Genomic DNA, 20,504 nt, shown 5'->3' with positions numbered 1-20,504 from the left:
CTCCTGTGCGTCCGCGCAATGGTCAGCTCTTCATGCTCTTGGAGCCGGCTCCTTCGGGCGTGCGCTGGAACGCCTCGACGTAGTTGCGCGCCACCGCACGCATCGCGCGGCCTATGTGCTCGTAGACATCCTCGTCGAGATTGGCGAACGAGATGCGCGCGGACCAGTCCGGGGCCTCGAAGCCGCCACCGTTGAGCATCACGATGCCGTGGTCTTCGGCCAGGCGGAACACGATGTCCAGGGGATGCACATTGGCCTTCACCCACTTCACCAGCTCTTCGCTGCCGTACTTGCGCAGCCAGAACTCGAGGTCGATCAGGCCGTAGTAGTAGTCGAACTTGGGGTTGGGCTGCACCTCGATGCCCAGGCCGTTGAGCGTCGCCATCGCGCGGCGGTGGCAGATCGCCATGCACGCCTGCTGGTAGGCCTTTTCCTGGTCCCTCAGCTCGTACAGCGAGAACAGGGACATCATCACCTGCTGCGGCAGCGACAAGCCCGCCGTGTGGTTGAGCGCCACGTCGCGGCTGTCGGCCACGATGCGGTCGATGAACCTGATCTCACGCGGGTTCGGCGTGAGCGTGCCGTAGCGCTTGTCCAGTTTTGCCAGCGTGGCGGCATCGTGGGCGGCGATGCGTTCGTCGAAGACGTTGTCCTCGTGCACGGCGATCACGCCCAGGCGCCAGCCGGTGCAGCCGAAGTACTTGCTGTACGAGTAGACGCCGATCGTGTTGCGCGGATAGGCGCCAAGCAGCGAGCGGAAGCCCGGCACGAAGGTGCCGTACACGTCGTCGGTGAGCAGCAGCAGGTCGGGGCGCTTTTCCAGGATCTGGCCGATCCTGGCGATCACCTCGTCGGAGATCGCCATGGCCGAAGGATTGCCGGGGTTGACGACGAAGAAGGCCTTGATCTTCGGGTCGAGAAGCTTGTCGAGCTCGGCGTCCGTGAACTGGAACCGGTTCTCCTGCGGCGCGTGGATGGGCACGATGTTCAGGTCGTAGTCCTCCAGGTGGGGCATCTCCAGGTACGGCGTGAAGATCGGCACGCCCAGGGCGATGGTGTCGCCCGGGTTGAGCAACCTGTTGTTCTTCAGCGTCTTGAAGGTGTAGCACATGGCGGCCGTGCCGCCTTCCACTGCGTAGAGCTTGAAGTCGCCCTTGGGCCGCGGCTCGCCCACCATCGCCCACTGCAGGTACTCGCGCACGATCAGCTCGTTGTGGTGCAGCATGCGGTCGGGCTCGGGGTAGTGATCGCCGATGATCGAGTCCACCAGTTCGCCCACGAAGGCATCGGCCTTGAAGCCGAACTTGCTCACGGCCCAGGGCACCATGCGCGAGAGGAAATCGGTACCGGGCAGATCCGGGTACTTGGCGAGCCAGGACTTGAGCCGCTCGGCGCTGCCGTCCACGCGTGGAATGCCGCCGATCCCCGGTGGCACGTCCATCACACGCTTGCTCTCCTGCACGGCGAAATGGCCAAGGGAGAAGAAGGCCTCGCGCGGCTCGGTGGCCACCCAGTTCGGATTGCCGCGCCCGGCATTGAGGTAGGCCTTGGCAGAGGCCTTTGCCGACTTGCTGGCCGCCTCGGCCAGGAAGTTCTTGATCTCGAAAGGTCCCAGCGCTTCGTAGTTGCGCAGCGTCATGATGTCCATGGCGTACTCCTCGGTTGGAAAGGTTGCGAAAGGTCCAGCCGCTGTCGGCGCGGGACGCGGGTCAACGATGGCGCTGTCAGCTTCCGCCTGCGCCGAACTTCATCATGGCGATGACGATCACCAGTCCCCAGATGGTCAGGAAGGTGTTGCCCACGGCGTAGGGCATGCCGTAGCCCAGGGCCGGAATGTTGCTCTTGGCGGCGTCCTGGACCATGCCCAGCGCCGCGGTCGTGGTGCGTGCGCCGGCGCAGCAACCGAGCAGGATGGCCGGGTCGAACTTGAAGATGAAGCGTCCGGCCAGCATGGCAATGAACAGCGGCACGGACGTGGCCACCACACCCCAAAGGAACAGGCTGACGCCCAGCTTCTGCAGGCCACTGATGAAATCCGGCCCGGCATTGATGCCCACGATGGCGATGAACACGTTGAGCCCCAGGTTGTTGAGGAGCCAGAGCGCGGGCGTGGGGATCTGGCCGAACTTGGGCTTGAGGGTGCGGTAGTAGCTCAGGAACAGGCCCGCCAGCAGGGCGCCGCCGGAGGTCGACAGGCTGATCGGCACGCCCCCGATCGTGACGCTGAGCACGCCGACGAGTCCGCCCACCAGGATGCCCGCCGACATGAAGGAGATGTCGGTCTGGTCGGTGGGTCGATCGGCATAGCCCACCTTGTCCACCACCGCGTTGACGTGGGCCACGCTGCCGCCGACGCGCAGGATGTCCCCGCGCAGGATCTCGGTTCCCGGCAGGAGCGGAATGTCGACGAGATGGCGCGTGATCTTGGCCAGGTAGACGCCCCGTGCCTCGGGCATCTCTGCCAGCTCGGCAATGGTCTTGCCGTTGATTGCCTTGCTGGTGACGAACACGTCGACGATGGTGGCCGGCATGTCCAGCAGTTCGGGATCCTCGATTTCCTCCAGGACGGTCTCGACGTTCTCCACCAGGAGCTTGCGCGCGCCCGAGATGGCCACCTGATCGCCCAGCTGCAGCACCGAATCGCCCTGCGCGACGAGGATCTGACCGCCGCGCCGGATCCGCTCGAAGAAGACACGCACGCCGGGAAAGACGTCCTGGCAGCGCTTGCCGGCCAGGCCGCTGCGCTCCGTGATGACATAGCCGCGCATGCCGAAGCGGTGGTACGACGAGAGAATGCCGGTCTGGGCAGCCTTGGTTCCGCCGCCCAGGCGGGCTTCATAGTCCTTGCAGGCCTGCACCAGGTCGATGCCGAGCATCTTGGGGCCGAGCTTGGCCAGGATCAGCGCCGAGCCCACGGTGCCGAAGATGTAGGTGACTGCGTAGCCGACCGGAATGCCGCCCAGCACGCTCTTGGCGACGTCAGCCGACAGGCCCGACTTGTTGATCTGGTCGGTCGCCACGCCGATCGAGGCCGAAATGGTCTGGGAGCCGGCATACAGGCCCACCGCATAGCCCACGTCCAATCCGGCCACCACCGCGCAGACCACCGGCACCACCAGGCAGGCCACCATCACCACGAGAGTGAAGCCGATCTGCTTGGGCCCGTCCTTGCCCAGCCCGGCGAAGAACTGAGGCCCCACGCCGTAGCCGACCGCGAACAGGAAGAGCAGGAAGAAGGCCGACTTGATCGGGCCGGGAATCGACAGCCCCAGTTGACCGATGGCAACGCCCGCAATGAGCGTCGCGGTCACCGCTCCCAGATTGAATCCGAAGAACTTCTTGGGCCCGAGCCAGAAGCCGAAGGCCAAGGCCGCGAACAGACCCAGCTCGGGGTACTGCCTCAGGGTTTGCACCAGCCAATCCATGGAGTCTCCTTCGTGGCGTTCGTACCCCGTGGACACTAAGGCGCAGGACAGTTGCGGCCAATCCTACTTTGGTTGGATCGCGCCTCGCCCCGCAAGCCTGGCGACAAGATCCTCGAAGACGCCGGGTCCCGGTCCATCCCCACGCGGCCGTGCGCGGGGAACCCTTCATCGATGGCGAGGCGGCCCCGGCAGGACGTGATCGGAGATCGAAGTGGATCATGTCCGGGGCGCCGCGCCATCCAACTTTGGTGTGATGGTCGCGAGGTTGGCGGCCTTCTATGCTGGCGACGCAGCGATGATGCTGATCCGTGAAAGGCTGCCAGATGAGCACTCGAACCCGACACTTCACCGCTGTTCTTCGACTCGCGCTGCGCAGGGCAGGTGCCCTGATCTCCGTCCTCGCGCTGCTCTGTTCCACGCTCGCCGCCGCCCAGACCGCGCCCACGTTCTCGCGCGAGCAGCTCGACCAGATGATGGCGCCGATCGCGCTGTATCCCGATTCGCTGCTGTCCCAGGTGCTGATGGCCGCGACCTATCCGGCCGACGTCGCCGAAGCCGCGAAATGGTCGAAGGCCAATCCGAACCAGAAGGGCGACGCCGCGGTGAAGGCGGTGCAGAACCAGAACTGGGACCCGAGCGTGCAGTCGCTGGTAGCCTTTCCGCAGGTGATCCAGATGATGGGCGACCAGCCCGACTGGGTGCAGAAGCTCGGCGACGCCTTCCTGGCTTCGTCGAAGGACGTGCTCGACGCGGCGCAGCGCCTGCGCACGCAGGCCCAGCGCGCAGGCAACCTCCGGTCGACACCGGAGCAGACGGTTCGGGTCGAGCAGGAGCCGCAGACGCAGCAGACCGTGATCAAGATCGAGCCGGCGAATCCGCAGACCGTCTACGTGCCGGCCTACAACCCCACCGTCGTGTACGGCACGTGGCCCTACCCTGCCTACCCGCCCTACTACTACCCGCCGGCGGTGGGCTGGTACCCGGGTTCAGCCCTGGCAACCGGCATCGCGTTCGGTGTCGGCGTCGCCGCGGTCGGTGCCCTGTGGGGCAACTGCAACTGGGGCGGCGGCAACGTCAACGTCAACGTGAACCGCTACAACAGCATCAACACCAATCGGCAGATATCGGCCAACCAGAGCAACTGGCAGCACAACGCAGCCAATCGGCGCGGCGTTCCGTACGGCGACGCTCGCACTCAGCAGCAGTTCGACCGCGGCATCGGCGGTGCCGACCAGCGCGGCGACTACCGCGGCCGCGACGCCGGCACGCGCGATGCGCAGCGCCAGCAGGCGCAGTCGTCGCTCAAGGAACGCGGCATGGACCCGGGCGCCGGGCGCGAGAACCTGCGCAGCGATCCGGCGACGCGGGATCGCGCACAGCGCGCGGCCGACGGCACCGGGCGCGAGCGCGCGGCCAACGCAGATCGGGGTGGGGATCGGGGTGGCGCCGGTGGCAACTTCGGTGCCGGGGATCGCGGCGGCGCGGGTGGCGGCCCGGGTGGTGGCGATCGCGCCGATCGTGGCGGTGGTGCGGGCAACTTCGGCGGCGGCGACCGCGCAGGCGCCGGTGGCAGCTTCGGCCAGGCCGATCGCGGATCCACGCATCAGGTGCAGAACCGAGGCGGTAGCGACAACGCGCTGCGCGGTGCCGGTGGCGGCGGGAGCACGCACCAGCAGATGGACCGTGGCGCAGCGAGCCGGCAATCGGCCGGTGGCGGCGGCCACGCGCGGGCGGCGAGTGGTGGCGGAGGTGCGCGCATGGGCGGTGGAGGCCGGGCGGGTGGCGGCGGCGGACGCGGCGGCGGTCGCCGCTGACCGGGGCCCGCATTGCCATGACTTCGCCTTCATCTTCCTCCACCGGGAACCAGACCATGCCCCATGCACTTCGCCTCCTGGCCGCGACCGCCGTTGCGGTGGCCGCGCTCGCCGCATCGCCGGCCTCTGCCCAGCACGTCTATCCGACACCGGAGGCCGCGGCACAGGCCTTCACCGATGCCCTCGCCACCGACGACATCGGCGCGCTGCGCAATGTGCTCGGGGCCGACTGGCGGCGCTTCGTGCCGGCCGGCGAGTTCGAGCGGGACGACATCTACGGCTACCTCGAGGCCTGGGCGCGCAAGCACGGCGTCGTGCGCGACGGTGACGACCGCGCAATGGTGGCGGCGGGCGATGGCGACTGGACCCTGCCCATCCCGCTGGTGAAGAGCGGCAGCGGCTGGCGCTTCGATCCGCGCTCGGGCATGGACCTGATGCGGACACGGCGCATCGGCCGCAACGAACTCGCGGCGATGCAGGCCGCCCTGGCCTACTACGACGCGCAGCGGGACTACGCGCGCGCCGATCACGACAATGACGGGGTGCCCGAGTACGCGCAGAAGATCGTGAGCTCGCCCCGCAAGCACGATGGCCTCTACTGGCCCGACGTGCCGGGCCAGCCGCAGAGTCCGCTCGGGCCGGTCTATGGCGGCTCCCAACCCGGACAGGGCTATCACGGCTATCTCTTCAAAATCCTCAAGGCACAAGGTCCGAACGCACCCGGAGGGGCCTACGACTACATGATCGGCAACCGCATGCGCAGCGGCTTCGCGCTCGTCGCATGGCCCCAGCGCTACGACGAGACGGGCGTCATGACCTTCATCGTGAATCACCAGGGCGTGGTCTATGAAAAGGACCTGGGCCCTGGCACCGATGCGGCGGCGCGAGCCATGAGGCGATTCGATCCCGATGCGGGTTGGCGCAAGGCCGCAGTGCCCGCGCCCTGAGTTTCAGGGCGCGATGCCGGAGAGCGTGAACCTGCGCAGACTCATCACGGCGCGACGCCGATCGCCACGCCGGAGACCCTGGCCACGTCCGCCCGATAGGTGCGCGCGGCCCGCAAGAATGCCATGCCCGCGAGCAGGCTGAAACAGGGCACGATCGCCAGCGCCTGCTGCAGGCCCCACAGGTCCGACATCACGCCCACCAGGAAGGGTCCGGCCGCGAGGCCGAACAGGTTCTGGAAAAGCGCCAGCACCGCAGCGCCGGTGGCGCGCATCCCCGGGTGGATGACGTCGATCACCACGCCCGCCGCCACGCCGGCGGTGCAGGTCATGAAGAAACCGCCCAGCAGCACCAGCTTGAACTGCAACGCGCCTGGCTCGATGCCGGCGAAGGCCACGAGGAAGACCAGCATCGTGGCCAGGCACAGGACTGCCAGCGCCGGCAGCTTGCCGGTCGGACGGCTCGGCGTCAGCCGGTCCGACACCCAGCCCCAGAACACCGAACCCAGCGCCCCCAGCAGAACCACCATGGCAGCCTGAATGCCTGCCGCATCCGGCGCGATGCCCTGGGAGCGGCTCAGGTAGCTCGGCAGCCACGACCACATCGCGGACACCACGATGAGTTGCATCGCGGCCCCGATGCACACCCAGCGCATGGTCGGGGTTCGCGCCATGGCGCCGAAGACATGGTGCAACGTGGCGCCGAGCGACCGCGTGGCCCGATTGTGTCGCGGCGGCGCGAGCTCCACCGTCTTGTAGTCGCGCACGAAGAGGAACAGCAGGGCCAGCACCAGGCCCGGCACGCCGACCACGCCGAAGGCGGCCCGCCACCCCCATCTGGCCGCGATCACGCCGCCCAGCAGCACGCCGAGCACGGAGCCCAGCGATGCCGCCGCGACGAAGGCCCCCAGAAGCGCTCCGCGCAGGCGCTTCGGAAACAAGGTCGAGATCAGGGCGGCGCCGACCGAACCGTAGCCGGCCTCGCCCGCACCGACCACGGCCCGCGCCGCGAGCATCTGCGCATAGCTGGTGGTGAACATGCAGGAGATGCTGGCCAGGCTCCAGACGGTCGCCATGACGAACACGCTCTTCACCCGGCTCACCCGGTCGGCCAGCAGGGCGACCGGAAGGGCGCCGAGCGCGACCACGATCGAGATGATCGAGACCAGCGCCCCGAGTTGCTTGTCGCTGAGCTGCCACTCGCTCTTGATATATGGAAAGAGCGACACGATGACCTGCCGGTCGATGTAGTCGAACAGCATCAGGCCGAAGCTCATCGCGAAGGCGAACCAGGCCTGCCGCCGACTGACGAGGTAGTCGCCCGGGTCCGCGGGCGCGAAGGAGGTCCGCAGGACGGTCGGGTTCACCGGGGGTTCACTGGGGCCAGGGCACTCCGTCGACCGGGTCGAACTGTTCGGTTCGCGCCTGCGGCCCGGCGGGCGGTCTCTCCGAAATCAGGCCAACCGATTCGCAGGCGCGCACGAGTTCGGCGACCGAGCGCACGCCCATCTTGTCCATCACCCGGCCGCGATGCTGCTTGACGGTCTGCTCGGCGATCCGGAGATCGCCCGCGATCTGCTTGTTGAGCCGGCCCCGCACCACGTGGGTCAGCACTTCCAGTTCCCGGGGCGACAGTTGTGAGAGCCGGATCTGCAGCGCCTCCTGCACGTGCGCCTGCCTGCGACCTTCCGCATGGCTCTCGAGTGCCCGGCGCACGGCAGCGAGCAGCACGACGGAGTCCGCCGGCTTCTCGAGGAAGTCGGCTGCGCCATGCTTCATCGCATCGATGCCGGCCGAGAGGTTTCCTCGGCCGGTCAGGAAGATGACCGCGGGCGTGCTGCCGCGCTCGAGCAGCCGCTCGTGAAGTTGCGGTCCGGAAATCCCCGGCATCTGGATGTCGAGCAGGATGCAGGCCACCTCGCGCCGCGGCGGGTCGCCGAGGTATTCACTCGCCGACGCGTAGGCGGCGCAAGCCCATCCTTCCGCCTCGAGCAGCCGGACCAGGCCGCTGCGCACCGCCGAATCGTCGTCGACGACGCAGATGAGCGCACCCTCGTTCGGGGTTTCCGCGCTGTCCGCCAGGTGCGACGACTCCGCCGGTGCTGCTGCTCCGGGCAGACCGTCCGAATCCGACTCGCTCACAGGCGCGGCGGGCAGTTCGACGCTGAACGTCGCTCCGCCGAGCGCGTTCGACTCGACCCAGATCCGCCCGCCGTGCGCCTCGACGATCGAACGGCAGATGGGAAGGCCGAGACCCATGCCGTCCCGCCGCGTGCTCCAGAAGGGTTCGAAGACGGATTCCATCTGCTTCGCCGGAATGCCCTTGCCCGCATCCCGCACCAGCACGGTCACGTGCGATTTGCCGGGCTTGAACACTTCCAGACGAATGAAGCGACGTTCAGGCGCACCGTCCTGCACGGCGGCAGCGGCGTTGAGCAACAGGTTGAGGACCACCTGCTCCATCTGTACCTTTTCCGCCATGACCCAGCAGCCTTCGTCCAGGCGCATCTCGATATGGATGTCGTGCGCCGCGAACTCGCTGTCGACCAGGCGCTTCGCCTCCATCAACGCACGGGCGAGATCGATGCGCTCGCGCCGGCTCTCGTCGCGCCGGATCAGGGCTCGCACGGTCCGGATGGTTTCCACCGCGCGCTTGTCCTCGCGGACGACTGCCTCGAGGATGGCCTTGATCGCGGCCGGATCGCTGCCTTCCCGCTCCAGGTACTTGAGGCCGGCCTGTGCATTGCTCAGGATAGCCGCGAGCGGCTGGTTGATCTCATGCGCAATGGCTGCCGAGAGCGCACTCACCCGCTGCACGCGATCGGCATGCCAGATCCGGCGGCGGAGCTGGCGGGCCTCCTCTTCCGATCGCGCGAGCGCCAGCGAACTGCAAAGCAGGTCGCCGACGATCCTGAGGCGGGAGATGACCTCGGGTGGCCAGTTGCGTGCCTGGTGGACCGAGCCGAACGACAAGACGCTGGTCACGCGTTCTCCGGTACGAAGCGGAATCGAGAGGTGCGAGCGCAGGCCGCGGAGCCGGCAATGATTCGCCTCTTCCACCGCCTCCGGCGGGAGGTCGTCGGGAAGCCTGGCCAGGGCGACGATGCGTCCGCTGCGCAGCTCCTTCAGGAACCATGCCAACGGGAAACGAAAGCGGCCCAGCGGCAATGGCTCGACGTCGTCCACGGCCACGGAACAGAGCACGTTGAGGTAGTCGCCGGCCACGAACTCCGAGAAGCTGCAGCGCTCGTAGCCGAGGAACGCGACCAGCCGGCGCAGCGCGTCTTCGGCCCGGGAACGAAAGTCGCTGCGGGCGATGTCGGACAGGCGATCGGTGAGGTCGGCAAGCAGACGCTCGAACGCGACGCACTCTGTCAGATCGGCATCGGCACGGGCGCGCCTCATCGGGCCCTCGGCAGCAGACGATGTGGCCGGTTGACGGCTCATCAGCTTCTCCTCGCTTGGATCGCGAATCTTGTCGTGACTGCAGCTCGGGCACCCCCCTGCGTCTGCCGGGCGCGATATTGCTTCGCCGTGTTCACATTTGTCAAGCAAGTGCACGGAGCCCATACCGAAGACATCGATTCCTCGTGGCCTTCGCAGGAAATCCTACTTTGGTCGGATTCCACGTCACCCGTCGAGGGCGCATCCTTTGAAGAATGGGGCGAGTCCTCGCGCCATACAACGACAGGAGATTGGCATGAACAAGCGAGCTTTACTGGCGGCTGGACTGATGGCGCTGATCGGTTCGGCGTGCACCACCACATCCACGACCCGCGGCGATCCGGCCGCTCAGCGAAGCAGCATCGACGCCTCCGTCGAGAGTGCGCTGAGCAAGCTCTATGCGCAGGCGCCGGGTTCGCGCGAACTGGTCGGCAAGGCCAAGGGGGTTCTGGTGTTCCCGTCCGTCGTCTCGGCCGGCTTGGGCATCGGCGGCTCCTACGGCCAGGGCGCGCTTCGGGTCGGCGGCAGGACCGACGGCTACTATAGCACCACCGCGGCATCGGTCGGCCTCTTGGCAGGGGCCGACTCGAAGGCCGTCTACGTGCTCTTCATGACCCAGGAGGCGCTCGACAAATTCCGCGCCAGCAAGGGCTGGACGGCGGGCGCCGATGCCTCGGTGACCATGCTCAAGGTGGGCGCCTCGGCGACCATCGACACCCAGACCGCACAGCAGCCCGTCGTGGGATACGTCCTGAGCAATGCAGGCCTGATGGCGAACCTCAGCCTGGATGGCACCAAGGTCAACAGGCTCGATCTCTGATTCGGACGACTCGAGAGGCGTCCGGGCGAGCAAGGACGCCTTCCTGCGCGCTTCCTATTCAGGAAGGATGTTGGCAGCCTTCGCGACCTTCCCCCAGCGGGTGATGTCGCTCGCGATGCGCTTGGACAGCGCGGCGGCATCGGCATCGCCTGGGTCCATGCCGAGCGCATGCATCTTGTCGATCATGTCCTTGTCCTTCAGGATCTCGCCGGCCGCCGTGCGCAGCTTGGCGAGCACCGGTGCGGGCGTGCCCTTGGGTGCCATCAGGGCAGTCCAGATCGGCGCGTCGTAGCCGGGGTAGCCAAGTTCCGCGATGGTGGGCACATCGGGCAAGGCGGCCGAGCGCTTGCTGGTCGTCACTGCGAGCGCCCTGAGCTTGCCGCCCTTGACCTGCTGGATCACCGCCGGGCTGTCGAGCACACCGGTCTGGATCTCGCCGCCGAGCACGCCGGCCACGACCGGCCCGGACCCGCGGTAGAGGATGTGGTTGAACTTCACGCCCGCGGTCGCAGAGATGGTCTCGGCCACCAGCACGAATGACGTCGTGGGCGTGCCGTTGTCCAGCTTGCCGTCCTTCGTCTTCTTGGAGAACTCGACGAGTTCGGCGAAGTCCTTGACCGGCATCGAGGCCGACACGGTGACGACCAGCGGGAACGAGCCCAGCAGCGCGATCGGCTCGAAGTCCTTCACCGGGTCGTAGGCCAGGTTCTTCATGAGGATCGGGTTGGTGGTCAGTCCGCCGCTCGACGACACCAGCAGCGTGTAGCCGTCGGGCGCCGACTTCGCGACGAAGTCGTTGCCGATGGCGGAGTTCGCGCCCGCCTTGTTGTCGACGATGAAGGTCTGCTTCAGCTTCTCCTGCAGCTTGACGGCGAGCAGGCGCGCGAGGATGTCGTTGGTGCCGCCTGGCGCAAAGCCGACGACGATCCTGACGGGCTTGTCCGGGTAGTCCTGGGCCAGTGCCTGGGGCGCGTGGGACACGAGGGCGGCAGTGAAGGCGGCGCTGAGTGCGCGCAGGGCGAACCTGCGCGAGCGAGCCGGTGGCGTGTGCATGGCGATGTCTCCATATCTGTCGTGGGTCAACGAATCTCCGACCCAAGTCCACACCTCGGATCGAAAGTCCATTTTATGGACAGACTTCGTGCCGCGTCAAATAATGAGCCACCAGTCCGCCATGCGGACAAGACCAGGCCGCTACTTGGAGGCTGCATCGGCGCTGCCGTAGCCCAGCATGGCCGAAAGATTCTTCGACTCTTCCAGTAGCAGCCTGGCGATGTGCTTCAGGCGCTGGCCATCGAGCCGGACCTCCGGCCCGAACACGCCCAGCGAGCCCGCCACCGCCCCATGCCGGTCGAAGAAGGGAACCGCCACCGACACCGCACCGGAGATGAGCTCGCTGTGGCTGCTGGCGTATCCGCGCTTGCGCGTCTGGTTCAGTTCGGCCTGCAGCACCTTCGTGTCGATATCCGTGCCCTGTGCAAAGGCGCGCAATTCCTGCTCGCTGGTTTCCATGTACGCGAGGATCGCGCGCCCTGTGGCACCGCGAACGATCCGCTCGGTGTAGCCCACGCCGCGCTTGAAGTTGAGCGGCTGCGGGCTGGGCAGTTCCGCCACGCACAGCCGCAGTTCTCGCTGCGGAAGGAACATCGCGACAGTCTCGTTCGTGGTCTGCCAGATGCGGCGCAGCACCGGTTCGGCCAGTGCCGCGAGGTCGAGGCTCGACGTCCACACGTGGGCCAGCCGCGCGACGGCCGGCCCGAGGCGGAAGCGCTGCGGCTCGCCGACCGAGACCAGGAAGCCGTTTTCTTCCAGCGTGTAGAGCAGCCGATAGAGCGTCGGGCGCGAGAGATCGACGCGCTTGAGGAGTTCGGCCGGGGTGAGTTCGAAATCCTGCGGCGTGAACGCCAGCAGGATCTCCAGTGCGCGACCGACGGCGCGCACGTTGTCGTTTTTTTCTGCGGTGGCCAAGAGACTCCTCCAGAGAGCGATTGAAAGGCAAGGCCGATTGTCCACCACACGGACATGTTGACCGACGACAAATTTAGTCCATAAAATGGATTCATAGTCCATTCGATGGACATCATCCGGAGACCACGATGAGCTCGACCGTGCCCGTGACGCTGCTGTTCTCAGACGGCGTCGCACACCGCCTGCATGTGCCCTGTGGCCAGAAGATCGTCGAGGCCGCGCGCGAAGCCGGCCTGAATCTCCTCACCGATTGCTCGAATGGCCAGTGCGGCACCTGCACCGCGCAGCTCCTGTCGGGCTGCGTCGAGATGGAGGACTACGACAGTTCCGTGCTGCCGGACGACGACCGCGATTCGGGCGCGGTGCTGCCTTGCGTCTGCCGAGTCACCGGCGCGTGCGCGGTCGAGTTCCCCTACGAATCGAGCGAGGCCCTGGCCGAGGAAGCCCCACCGATCGCCGGCGAGGTCGTGGCCGTGCGCCAAGTCGCCAGCGAAACCGTGCTGCTCGAAGTCGCGATTCCCGAAGGCGTCCAGTTCGAGCCCGGCCAGTACGTGCGTATCCGCCCGGAACAGAGCGATGTCTCCCGCTCGTACTCGATGGCCAATCGGCCCGGCAGCAGCCACCTGGAGTTCTTCATCCGGCTGGTGCCCGATGGCGCCTTCTCCAAATGGCTCGCGGCAGCCAAGGCGGGCGACAAGGTCGAGCTGAGCGTGCCCCACGGCACCTTCTTCCTGCGCGACGAGGAACGCCCTCGCCTCTTCGTCGCGGGCGGCACCGGCGTCGCACCCTTTCTCTCGATGCTGCGCAGCATGAGCGACAAGGCGCGCGCGCAGCCGACCACCTTCCTGATCGGCGCCCGCACCCGCGGCCACCTGTTCGCGCTCGATGAGCTCGAGACACTGCGCAAGGCCTCCACCAACGTGCAGATCCGGTTCGCCGTCGAGCAGGACGCCGCGGCCGACTGCCATGCCGGCTACGCCACCGACCTGATCGCCGAACTCGGCCTCGACCCTTCGACCCGCGTCTACCTGTGCGGACCTCCGCCCATGGTCGAAGCCGGCCGCAAGGCCGCCGAGGCGGCCGGCCTGCCACGCCACGACGTGCTCTGCGAGCGCTTCGCCTGACCTCTCAACCCCGTTCATTCGCCCAACCTTCAACCGAGACAGCCCATGATCCCGATCACTACCGAATCCCGCTACAACGCGATGATCAACCTGCGCAAGGGCGAGATCAGTCGCGAGATCTTTTCCAGCAAGGACATCTACGAAGAGGAACTCGAGAAGGTCTTCACGCGCGCCTGGCTCTTCGTCGGACACGAAAGCCAGGTGCCCAACCCGGGCGACTTCTTCACGTCGCGCATGGGCGCCGAGTCCGTGATCCTCGCGCGTGACAAGAAGAAGAAGGTCCACGTCTTCCTCAACTCCTGCCGCCACCGCGGCATGAAGGTGTGCCAGTACGACCACGGCAACACCCAGCTCTTCACCTGCCCGTACCACAGCTGGAGCTACACCACCGAAGGCAAGCTCTTCGGCGTGCCGCAGTTCAAGAACCTCTACGAAGGCTGCATGGAGAAGGACGACTGGTCGCTCATCGAGGTGCCGAAGATGGAGATCTACAAGGGCACCGTCTGGGCCAGCTGGGACAAGGATGCGCCCGACCTCATGACCTACCTAGGCGACGCGAAGATGCACCTCGACCTCGCCCTGGATTGCCGCGATGGCCGTGAAGGCGGCTCCGAGGTCCTCTTCGGCGTGCACAAGTGGATCATTCCCTGCAACTGGAAGTTCGCGGCGGAGAACTTCCTCGGCGACACGTACCACAACGTGAGCCATCGCTCGGTGGACATGATCGGCATCGGCCCCTCCGCCGAAGCCGGCGCCAAGGGACGGCGCGACAACGAACTCGAGAAGGCCAAGCACCTGTGGGTCAACTTCCCGGCCGGCCACGGTGTGCACAGCGCCATCATGCCGGAGACCTGGGAGTTCCTGGACACCTACCAGAACAACCCCATCGTGGCCGAATACTTCCGCGAGGCCCATGCCAGGCGCAAGGAGCGCCTGGGCGCCGAGCAGCACCGGCTGGTGCCCTTCGTCGGCACGATCTATCCGAACGTCTCGTTCCACGGCAACCAGCCGCGCAACCTGTGCGTGTGGCATCCGCACGGGCCCGAGTCGACCGAGGCATGGCGCTTCTTCCTGGTCGACGCCGACGCGCCGCAGGAGGTCAAGGACTTCCTGCGCACCTACTACATGCGCTACTCGGGGCCTGCCGGCATGACCGAGCAGGACGACATGGAGAACTGGAACTACGCCACCGCCGGCAGCCGCGGCGTGATCGCCAAGCGGTACCCCTACAACTACACCCAGTCGCTCGGCAAGGTGCAGACCACGGGGCCGGTTGCCGGCAACGTCAGCCTGCAGGTGAGCGAAGAGAACCCCCGCCAGTTCTACCGCCGCTGGCGCGACTACATGAACGCCGCCGATTGGGACACGCTGCTCGGCCGCAAGGACCAGGAGCCGGCGAGCTTCGCCGCATGACCATGGGCGTCGTCATCGTTTCGGGCGGCACCTTCGGGCTCGGCCAGTCGATCACCGTCGAGCTGGCTCGCCGCGGGCATCGGGTCGTGGCCTTCGGCCTCGACCGACCGCAGGTCTCCAGCACCGCGCAGGGCTTCGACGGCCTGCGCGCGGAGCTGGACGCCGCGGGCTGCACGGCCGACGTGCTCGAAGCCGACGTCTCCGATGCCGCCGACGTGCAGCGCGTCGTCGCGCACACGATTGACAGGCACGGCAGCATCGACGGCCTCGTCAACAACGCGGCGATCGGCCCGCTCGGCACCGTGCTCACCACCGACGAGCCGACCTTCGACCGCATCGTCGACGTGAACCTCAAGGGCACCTACCTGATGTCGCGCGCGGTGCTGCCGCACATGATCGCGGCCGGCGGCGGATCGATCGTCAACATCGGCTCGGGTGCCGGCTACGGCAAGCCGAACATGGCGGTCTACAGCGCGAGCAAGGGCGCCATCGCCGCGCTCAGTACCGCGATGGCCTACGACCACTTCCGCGACCACGTGCGCGTGAACGTCGCGATTCCGGGCGGAGGCGGCATCGTGTCCGGCATGAGCGTGGGCCGCATGGGCGGCGATGTCGAGGCGTTCACGCGCAAGTCGGCGCCGGGCACCGTGGCCGGCAGGCCCGCCACCGGCCGCGACCTCGCCAACGCGGTCGCATTCCTGCTGTCCGACGAGGCCGCCACGATCTCCGGCACCACCATCGACGTCGGCTGCTTTGCCCACCAGGGCGGCCCCATTCCACCCACGCACTGAGACCCACCCAGGAAACACCATGTCAGAAACCGCAGAAACAGTGGTCGAGCCCGTCACCCGCCTGCCGCGCGATGCCAGGTATTTCGAGATCCGCCGCGAGATCGAGGAGTTCCTCTACGACGAGGCGAACATGCTGGACGACCGGCAGTTCAACGAGTGGCTGGCCACGCTGGCCGACGACCTCGAGTACTTCATGCCGATGGAATTCAACGTCAAGTTCGGCGAGCACGCGCGACGCGAGCTCAGCACGCGCGACAAGCAGATGAGCTGGTTCAACGAAGGCAAGTGGACCCTGGGCAAGCGCGCCGAGCAGATCCTGACCGGCGTGCACTGGGCCGAGGAGCCGCTTTCGCGCGTGAGCCGCCTCGTGAGCAACGTGCAGCTCAGCGCGATGCGCACCAATGACGAGGGCGAGCTCGAAGTCGATGTGTCGAGCCGCTTCCTCACCTACCAGAACCGCTGCGAGTACGAGCAGTACTTCTTCGTCGGCGACCGCAAGGATCGCATGCGCAGGACCGCCGACGGCTGGAAGCTCTGCCGCCGCGAGATCCGCCTTCACCAGAACGTGCTGCTGGCGAAGAACCTCAGCATCTTCTTCTGAAGGAGGCCGACATGCTCAATCTGATGAATGTCCAGGTCGGGGACCGTATCCGCCTGAAGGATGGCTCGGTGGCCGAGGTCGTCGAGAACATCGGCGACGGCATCTGGCTGCAGCTGCGCTCGCCCGGTGCCGCTGACGAAGAACTGGTGCATTGCGAGGAGATGGTGGAACTGGTCGGCCGCTAGGCCGTCAGGCTCGGTGGATAAGTTCATCTTATGAATCGATGGTGAAAGATTGATTTTTCTTTTGCCCTCACCTTGACTCCAATCAAGGCAGTTCCACTTCCCCACTGCAACCAGGCATGACCAAGAACATCGAGACCCAAGTACTGATCGTCGGCGGCGGACCGGTCGGCCTCACGCTGGCCACCGACCTGGCCCGCCGCGGGCTGTCCGTCGTCGTGGCCGAGACGCGCCACCGCGGCGAGCCGCCGAGCGTCAAGTGCAACCACGTCTCTTCGCGCACCATGGAGATCTTCCGCCGGCTGGGCGTGGCGAAGGCCGTGCGCGAAGCCGGCCTGCCGGCCGATCACGCCAATGACGTGTCCTACCGCACGACCTTCACGGGACAGGAGCTCTCACGTATCCACATCCCGTCGCGTGCCAACCGCTACAGCGACAAGAGCGGTCCGGACGGCTGGTGGCCCACCGCCGAGCCGCCGCACCGCATCAACCAGATCTACCTGGAACCGGTGCTCTTCGCGCATGCGGAATCGACACCGGGCGTCACGATCATGAGCCGGACGCGGATCGACTCCTTCACGCAGGACGCGAACGGCGTCGACGCCACGGGCACCGACCTCGACACCGGCGAAGACGTGCGCATCCGCAGCCAGTACATGATCGGCTGCGACGGCGGCCGGTCGGCGGTGCGCAAGGCCATCGGCGCCACGCTCTCGGGCACCGACGTCGTGGGCCGCGTGCAGTCCACCTACTTCCGTGCCCCCGACCTGCTGTCGCGCACCGGAAACACGCCGGCGTGGGCCACCTTCTCGCTGAACCCGCGCCGCAGCGGCAATGTCTATGCCATCGACGGCCGCGAGACCTTCCTGCTGCACAACTACCTGCGCTCGGACGAACTGGCGTTCGACTCGGTCGACCGCGACTGGGCGATACGCACCATCCTCGGTGTCGGCGACGACTTCGAGTACGAAGTCCTTTCGAAGGAAGACTGGATCGGGCGCCGCCTCGTCGCCGACAGGTTCCGCGACCGACGTGTCTTCATCTGCGGCGACGCTTCGCACCTCTGGGTGCCGATGGCAGGCTATGGCATGAACGCCGGCATTGCCGACGCGATGAACCTGTCGTGGCAGCTGGCCGCCCGCCTCAACGGATGGGCCGAGGAAGGTGTCCTGACCGCGTACGAAGCCGAGCGCCAGCCGATCACCGAGCAGGTGTCGAAGTTCGCCATGAACCATGCGCTCGCGCTCCAGAAGGAACGTGAAGGCGTGCCGGCCGGCATCGAGGCGGCCGGACCCGAGGGCGAGGAGGCCCGCAAGACCGCCGGAAAGGCGCTCTACGACCTCAACGTCAAGCAGTACTGCTGTGCCGGCCTGAACTTCGGCTACTACTACGACGCATCGCCCCTGATCGCGTATGACGGCGAGGCACCACCGGCGTACTCGATGGACAGCTTCACGCCATCCACCGTGCCGGGTTGCCGCACGCCGCATTTCCGGCTCGCGGACGCCCGCTCGCTCTACGACGCGCTGGGGCCCGAATACACCCTGCTTCGTTTGAACCCTGCGGCCGATGCCGGCCCGCTCCAGGAGGCTGCCGCACGCAGGGGCCTGCCGCTTGCCGTGCTCGACGTGCCGGTCGGCGATGCGCCCGATGTCTATCGCCACGGGCTCGTGCTGGTGCGGCCGGATCAGCACGTCGCCTGGCGTGGCGACCGGATTCCCGACGACGCCATCGCCCTGGTCGACCGCCTGCGAGGCTGCTTCACCGACAAACCCCCGACTCACGCATGAACCCGTTCCTACCGACATTCGATTCACCGCCGCATCGCCTGAGTGGCGTGGTCTACGGCACCCTGCTCAACAGCATCGCCAGCCTGAACGCGCTCGGCGACGCGATGGACGCCGCCCCCTACAAGGGCGCGCCCCGGGCGCCCGTCCTCTACATCAAGCCCCGCAACACCCTGGCCGCCAATGGCGACGCGGTCGCGGTTCCACCTTCGACCGACGCGTTGCAGGTCGGTGCGTCGCTGGCACTCGTGGTGGGGCGCACCGCCTGTCGAGTGCGCGAGTCGGACGCGCTGTCGTACCTGGCCGGCTATGCCGTGGTGGTCGATTTCAGCGTGCCGCACCAGAGCTTCTATCGGCCGTCGGTTCGCTTCAAGGCGCTCGACGGCTCCTGCGTCGTCGGCCCGTGCGTGGTGTCGGCGGACCGCATCCCCGATCCGGACGGGCTCCCGATCACGGTCCGGGTCGACGGCGCGCAGGTCCAGTCCGCCACGACCGGTGGCATGGTCCGAACCGCAGCCCGGCTGCTTGCCGACGTGACCGAATTCATGACACTTTTTCCGGGCGACATCCTCCTGCTCGGCGTTCCGGACGGCGCACCGCTCGCCAGGCCGGGCCAATCGGTGATCGTCGAGATCGAAGGCGTCGGCCGGCTGGAAAGCACACTGGTGGAGGAGCAGGCATGAAGCGCGCAAGAGTGGCCTATTCAGGCGCCATCCACGAGGCGGTGCCGCACGGAGACGCGCTGCGCCTGGCCGATGGCCGCATCGTCGAGGAAGACGCCGTCGTCTGGCTTCCGCCCTTCGAGGTCGGCACCATCATCGCGCTCGGGCTCAACTACGCGGACCATGCCAAGGAGCTCTCCTTCGGCGCGCAGGAGGAGCCGCTTGCATTTCTCAAGGGGCCGGGCTCGGTGATCGGGCATCGCGGCCAGACCCGCCGCCCCGCCGACGTGAAGTTCATGCACTACGAATGCGAACTCGCGGTGGTGATCGGAAGGACCGCGCGCAAGGTCATGCGCAAGGATGCGATGTCGCACGTGGCCGGCTACACCGTCGCCAACGACTACGCGATCCGCGACTACCTCGAGAACTGGTACCGCCCCAACCTGCGCGTGAAGAACCGCGACGGCGGCACCGTGCTGGGCCCGTGGTTCGTCGACGCGGCCGACATCGGCGAGGTCGTGCATCTGCCGCTTCGCACGCTGGTGAACGGTCGAGTCACGCAGGAAGGCAACACGCGCGACTTCGTCTTCGACATTCCTCATCTGATCGAGTACCTGAGCGGCTTCATGACGCTCGAGGCCGGTGACGTGATCCTCACCGGCACACCGGAAGGCGTGGTCGACGTGCAACCCGGCGACGAAGTGGTCTGCGAGATCGAAGGCATCGGCCGTCTGGTCAACACCATCACCAGCGACGAAGTCTTCGGCCGCTGAAGTCTTACAAAGGAAAGAGTCAAGATGCGAATCCATCACCTGATCGACGGCAAGCCGGTCGCCGGCCGCAGCTACTTCCAGACCGTGAACCCCGCCACGCAGGAGGTTCTGGCCGAGGTGGCCTCGGGCGGCGAGGCCGAAGTCAACGCGGCCGTGGCCGCCGCCAAGGCGGCCTTCCCGAAGTGGGCCGGCCTGCCCGCGCCCGAGCGCGCCAGGCTGATCCGCAAGCTCGGCGACCTGATCGCGGCGAACGTGCCCGAGATCGCCGAGACCGAGACCAACGACTGCGGCCAGGTCATCGCGCAGACCGGCAAGCAGCTGGTGCCGCGCGCGGCCGACAACTTCTACTACTTCGCCGAGATGTGCACGCGCGTGGACGGCCACACCTACCCGACGCCCACGCACCTCAACTACACGCTGTTCCACCCGGTGGGCGTGTGCGCGCTGATCTCGCCCTGGAACGTGCCCTTCATGACCGCCACCTGGAAGGTCGCGCCGTGCCTGGCCTTCGGCAACACGGCGGTGCTGAAGATGAGCGAGCTGTCGCCGCTGTCGGCCGCGCGCCTGGGCGAACTCGCACTTGAGGCCGGCATCCCCGCCGGCGTGCTGAACCTGGTGCACGGCTACGGCAAGGACGCCGGCGAACCGCTGGTGGCGCACCCGGACGTGCGCGCGATCTCGTTCACCGGGTCCACCGCCACCGGCAACCGCATCGTCAAGAGCGCGGGTCTGAAGAAGTTCAGCATGGAGCTCGGC

At 67.0% G+C, this 20,504-nt stretch carries 18 protein-coding genes; 12 read left to right on the top strand and 6 right to left on the bottom strand.

Features of this window, described 5'->3' with window-relative positions; genetic code table 11:
- Positions 1 to 22: 22 nt before the first annotated feature.
- Together QTH87_RS23195 and aspT are read right to left on the bottom strand one after the other, a co-directional pair.
- Positions 23 to 1,648, bottom strand: coding sequence for a bifunctional aspartate transaminase/aspartate 4-decarboxylase (locus QTH87_RS23195; RefSeq protein ID WP_286612453.1), 1,626 nt, complete (start codon positions 1,646 to 1,648; stop codon positions 23 to 25).
- 76 nt (positions 1,649 to 1,724) lie between these two features.
- Positions 1,725 to 3,425, bottom strand: coding sequence for an aspartate-alanine antiporter (gene aspT, locus QTH87_RS23190; protein WP_286612452.1), 1,701 nt, complete (start codon positions 3,423 to 3,425; stop codon positions 1,725 to 1,727).
- Positions 3,426 to 3,748: 323 nt separating this feature from the next.
- Between aspT and QTH87_RS23185 the strand changes: the two genes are divergently transcribed.
- Both QTH87_RS23185 and QTH87_RS23180 read left to right on the top strand, forming a co-directional pair.
- On the top strand, positions 3,749 to 5,239 hold the full coding sequence (locus QTH87_RS23185) for a DUF3300 domain-containing protein (protein WP_286612450.1): 1,491 nt from the start codon (positions 3,749 to 3,751) through the stop codon (positions 5,237 to 5,239).
- Positions 5,240 to 5,295: 56 nt separating this feature from the next.
- Positions 5,296 to 6,186, top strand: coding sequence for a DUF2950 domain-containing protein (locus QTH87_RS23180; protein ID WP_286612449.1), 891 nt, complete (start codon positions 5,296 to 5,298; stop codon positions 6,184 to 6,186).
- A 44-nt stretch (positions 6,187 to 6,230) separates the two neighbouring features.
- On the opposite strand, the gene QTH87_RS23175 is transcribed toward QTH87_RS23180, so the two are convergent.
- Both QTH87_RS23175 and QTH87_RS23170 read right to left on the bottom strand, forming a co-directional pair.
- Positions 6,231 to 7,550 (bottom strand): MFS transporter, encoded by a 1,320-nt coding sequence (locus QTH87_RS23175; RefSeq protein ID WP_286612448.1) that lies wholly within the window; start codon positions 7,548 to 7,550, stop codon positions 6,231 to 6,233.
- A gap of 7 nt (positions 7,551 to 7,557) precedes the next feature.
- Positions 7,558 to 9,630, bottom strand: a complete 2,073-nt coding sequence (locus QTH87_RS23170; protein WP_286612446.1) for an ATP-binding protein — start codon at positions 9,628 to 9,630, stop codon at positions 7,558 to 7,560.
- 253 nt (positions 9,631 to 9,883) lie between these two features.
- Between QTH87_RS23170 and QTH87_RS23165 the strand changes: the two genes are divergently transcribed.
- On the top strand, positions 9,884 to 10,447 hold the full coding sequence (locus QTH87_RS23165; protein WP_286612445.1) for a BPSL1445 family SYLF domain-containing lipoprotein: 564 nt from the start codon (positions 9,884 to 9,886) through the stop codon (positions 10,445 to 10,447).
- Between the two features lie 54 nt (positions 10,448 to 10,501).
- Here QTH87_RS23165 and QTH87_RS23160 read toward each other — a convergent pair whose 3' ends face one another.
- Together QTH87_RS23160 and QTH87_RS23155 are read right to left on the bottom strand one after the other, a co-directional pair.
- Positions 10,502 to 11,500 (bottom strand): Bug family tripartite tricarboxylate transporter substrate binding protein, encoded by a 999-nt coding sequence (locus QTH87_RS23160; RefSeq protein WP_286612444.1) that lies wholly within the window; start codon positions 11,498 to 11,500, stop codon positions 10,502 to 10,504.
- Between the two features lie 141 nt (positions 11,501 to 11,641).
- On the bottom strand, positions 11,642 to 12,415 hold the full coding sequence (locus QTH87_RS23155; protein WP_286612648.1) for an IclR family transcriptional regulator: 774 nt from the start codon (positions 12,413 to 12,415) through the stop codon (positions 11,642 to 11,644).
- A gap of 128 nt (positions 12,416 to 12,543) precedes the next feature.
- Here QTH87_RS23155 and QTH87_RS23150 point away from each other — a divergent pair, with 128 nt between their 5' ends.
- From QTH87_RS23150 to QTH87_RS23110, 9 genes are all read left to right on the top strand, one after another.
- Entirely contained in the window at positions 12,544 to 13,539 is a 996-nt protein-coding gene (locus QTH87_RS23150; RefSeq protein WP_286612443.1) for a 2Fe-2S iron-sulfur cluster-binding protein, read from the top strand.
- Positions 13,540 to 13,584: 45 nt separating this feature from the next.
- Complete coding sequence (locus tag QTH87_RS23145; RefSeq protein ID WP_286612442.1) at positions 13,585 to 14,952, top strand: aromatic ring-hydroxylating oxygenase subunit alpha; 1,368 nt, start codon at positions 13,585 to 13,587, stop codon at positions 14,950 to 14,952.
- On the top strand, positions 14,949 to 15,743 hold the full coding sequence (locus QTH87_RS23140; RefSeq protein ID WP_286612441.1) for an SDR family NAD(P)-dependent oxidoreductase: 795 nt from the start codon (positions 14,949 to 14,951) through the stop codon (positions 15,741 to 15,743). The genes QTH87_RS23145 and QTH87_RS23140 overlap by 4 nt, the downstream gene beginning before the upstream one ends.
- Before the next feature lie 19 nt (positions 15,744 to 15,762).
- Positions 15,763 to 16,344, top strand: a complete 582-nt coding sequence (locus QTH87_RS23135) for a 3-phenylpropionate/cinnamic acid dioxygenase subunit beta (RefSeq protein ID WP_286612440.1) — start codon at positions 15,763 to 15,765, stop codon at positions 16,342 to 16,344.
- A gap of 11 nt (positions 16,345 to 16,355) precedes the next feature.
- Positions 16,356 to 16,529, top strand: coding sequence for a hypothetical protein (locus QTH87_RS23130; protein WP_286612438.1), 174 nt, complete (start codon positions 16,356 to 16,358; stop codon positions 16,527 to 16,529).
- Between the two features lie 116 nt (positions 16,530 to 16,645).
- Complete coding sequence (locus tag QTH87_RS23125; protein ID WP_286612437.1) at positions 16,646 to 18,316, top strand: FAD-dependent oxidoreductase; 1,671 nt, start codon at positions 16,646 to 16,648, stop codon at positions 18,314 to 18,316.
- Positions 18,317 to 18,363: 47 nt separating this feature from the next.
- Positions 18,364 to 18,996, top strand: a complete 633-nt coding sequence (locus QTH87_RS23120; protein ID WP_286612436.1) for a fumarylacetoacetate hydrolase family protein — start codon at positions 18,364 to 18,366, stop codon at positions 18,994 to 18,996.
- Complete coding sequence (locus QTH87_RS23115; protein WP_286612434.1) at positions 18,993 to 19,748, top strand: fumarylacetoacetate hydrolase family protein; 756 nt, start codon at positions 18,993 to 18,995, stop codon at positions 19,746 to 19,748. Before QTH87_RS23120 ends, QTH87_RS23115 begins: the two co-directional genes overlap by 4 nt.
- 24 nt (positions 19,749 to 19,772) lie before the next feature.
- A partial coding sequence (locus QTH87_RS23110) for an aldehyde dehydrogenase family protein (RefSeq protein WP_286612433.1) occupies positions 19,773 to 20,504 on the top strand: 732 nt, incomplete at its 3' end.

It is taken from the genome of Variovorax jilinensis, assembly GCF_030316885.1.
Lineage (GTDB): Bacteria > Pseudomonadota > Gammaproteobacteria > Burkholderiales > Burkholderiaceae_C > Variovorax > Variovorax jilinensis.
This window is presented reverse-complemented; position numbering and strand designations above follow the sequence as displayed.

What these genes read in the sequence shown, in the direction of transcription:
- QTH87_RS23185 (WP_286612450.1), top strand. Translation starts at nt 3,749, where the DNA reads ATGAGCACTCGAACCCGACACTTCACCGCTGTTCTTCGACTCGCGCTG.
- QTH87_RS23180 (WP_286612449.1), top strand. Translation starts at nt 5,296, where the DNA reads ATGCCCCATGCACTTCGCCTCCTGGCCGCGACCGCCGTTGCGGTGGCC.
- aspT (WP_286612452.1), bottom strand. Translation starts at nt 3,425, where the DNA reads ATGGATTGGCTGGTGCAAACCCTGAGGCAGTACCCCGAGCTGGGTCTG.
- QTH87_RS23130 (WP_286612438.1), top strand. Translation starts at nt 16,356, where the DNA reads ATGCTCAATCTGATGAATGTCCAGGTCGGGGACCGTATCCGCCTGAAG.
- QTH87_RS23115 (WP_286612434.1), top strand. Translation starts at nt 18,993, where the DNA reads ATGAAGCGCGCAAGAGTGGCCTATTCAGGCGCCATCCACGAGGCGGTG.
- QTH87_RS23140 (WP_286612441.1), top strand. Translation starts at nt 14,949, where the DNA reads ATGACCATGGGCGTCGTCATCGTTTCGGGCGGCACCTTCGGGCTCGGC.
- QTH87_RS23165 (WP_286612445.1), top strand. Translation starts at nt 9,884, where the DNA reads ATGAACAAGCGAGCTTTACTGGCGGCTGGACTGATGGCGCTGATCGGT.
- QTH87_RS23135 (WP_286612440.1), top strand. Translation starts at nt 15,763, where the DNA reads ATGTCAGAAACCGCAGAAACAGTGGTCGAGCCCGTCACCCGCCTGCCG.
- QTH87_RS23160 (WP_286612444.1), bottom strand. Translation starts at nt 11,500, where the DNA reads ATGCACACGCCACCGGCTCGCTCGCGCAGGTTCGCCCTGCGCGCACTC.
- QTH87_RS23150 (WP_286612443.1), top strand. Translation starts at nt 12,544, where the DNA reads ATGAGCTCGACCGTGCCCGTGACGCTGCTGTTCTCAGACGGCGTCGCA.
- QTH87_RS23195 (WP_286612453.1), bottom strand. Translation starts at nt 1,648, where the DNA reads ATGGACATCATGACGCTGCGCAACTACGAAGCGCTGGGACCTTTCGAG.
- QTH87_RS23170 (WP_286612446.1), bottom strand. Translation starts at nt 9,630, where the DNA reads ATGAGCCGTCAACCGGCCACATCGTCTGCTGCCGAGGGCCCGATGAGG.
- QTH87_RS23145 (WP_286612442.1), top strand. Translation starts at nt 13,585, where the DNA reads ATGATCCCGATCACTACCGAATCCCGCTACAACGCGATGATCAACCTG.
- QTH87_RS23125 (WP_286612437.1), top strand. Translation starts at nt 16,646, where the DNA reads ATGACCAAGAACATCGAGACCCAAGTACTGATCGTCGGCGGCGGACCG.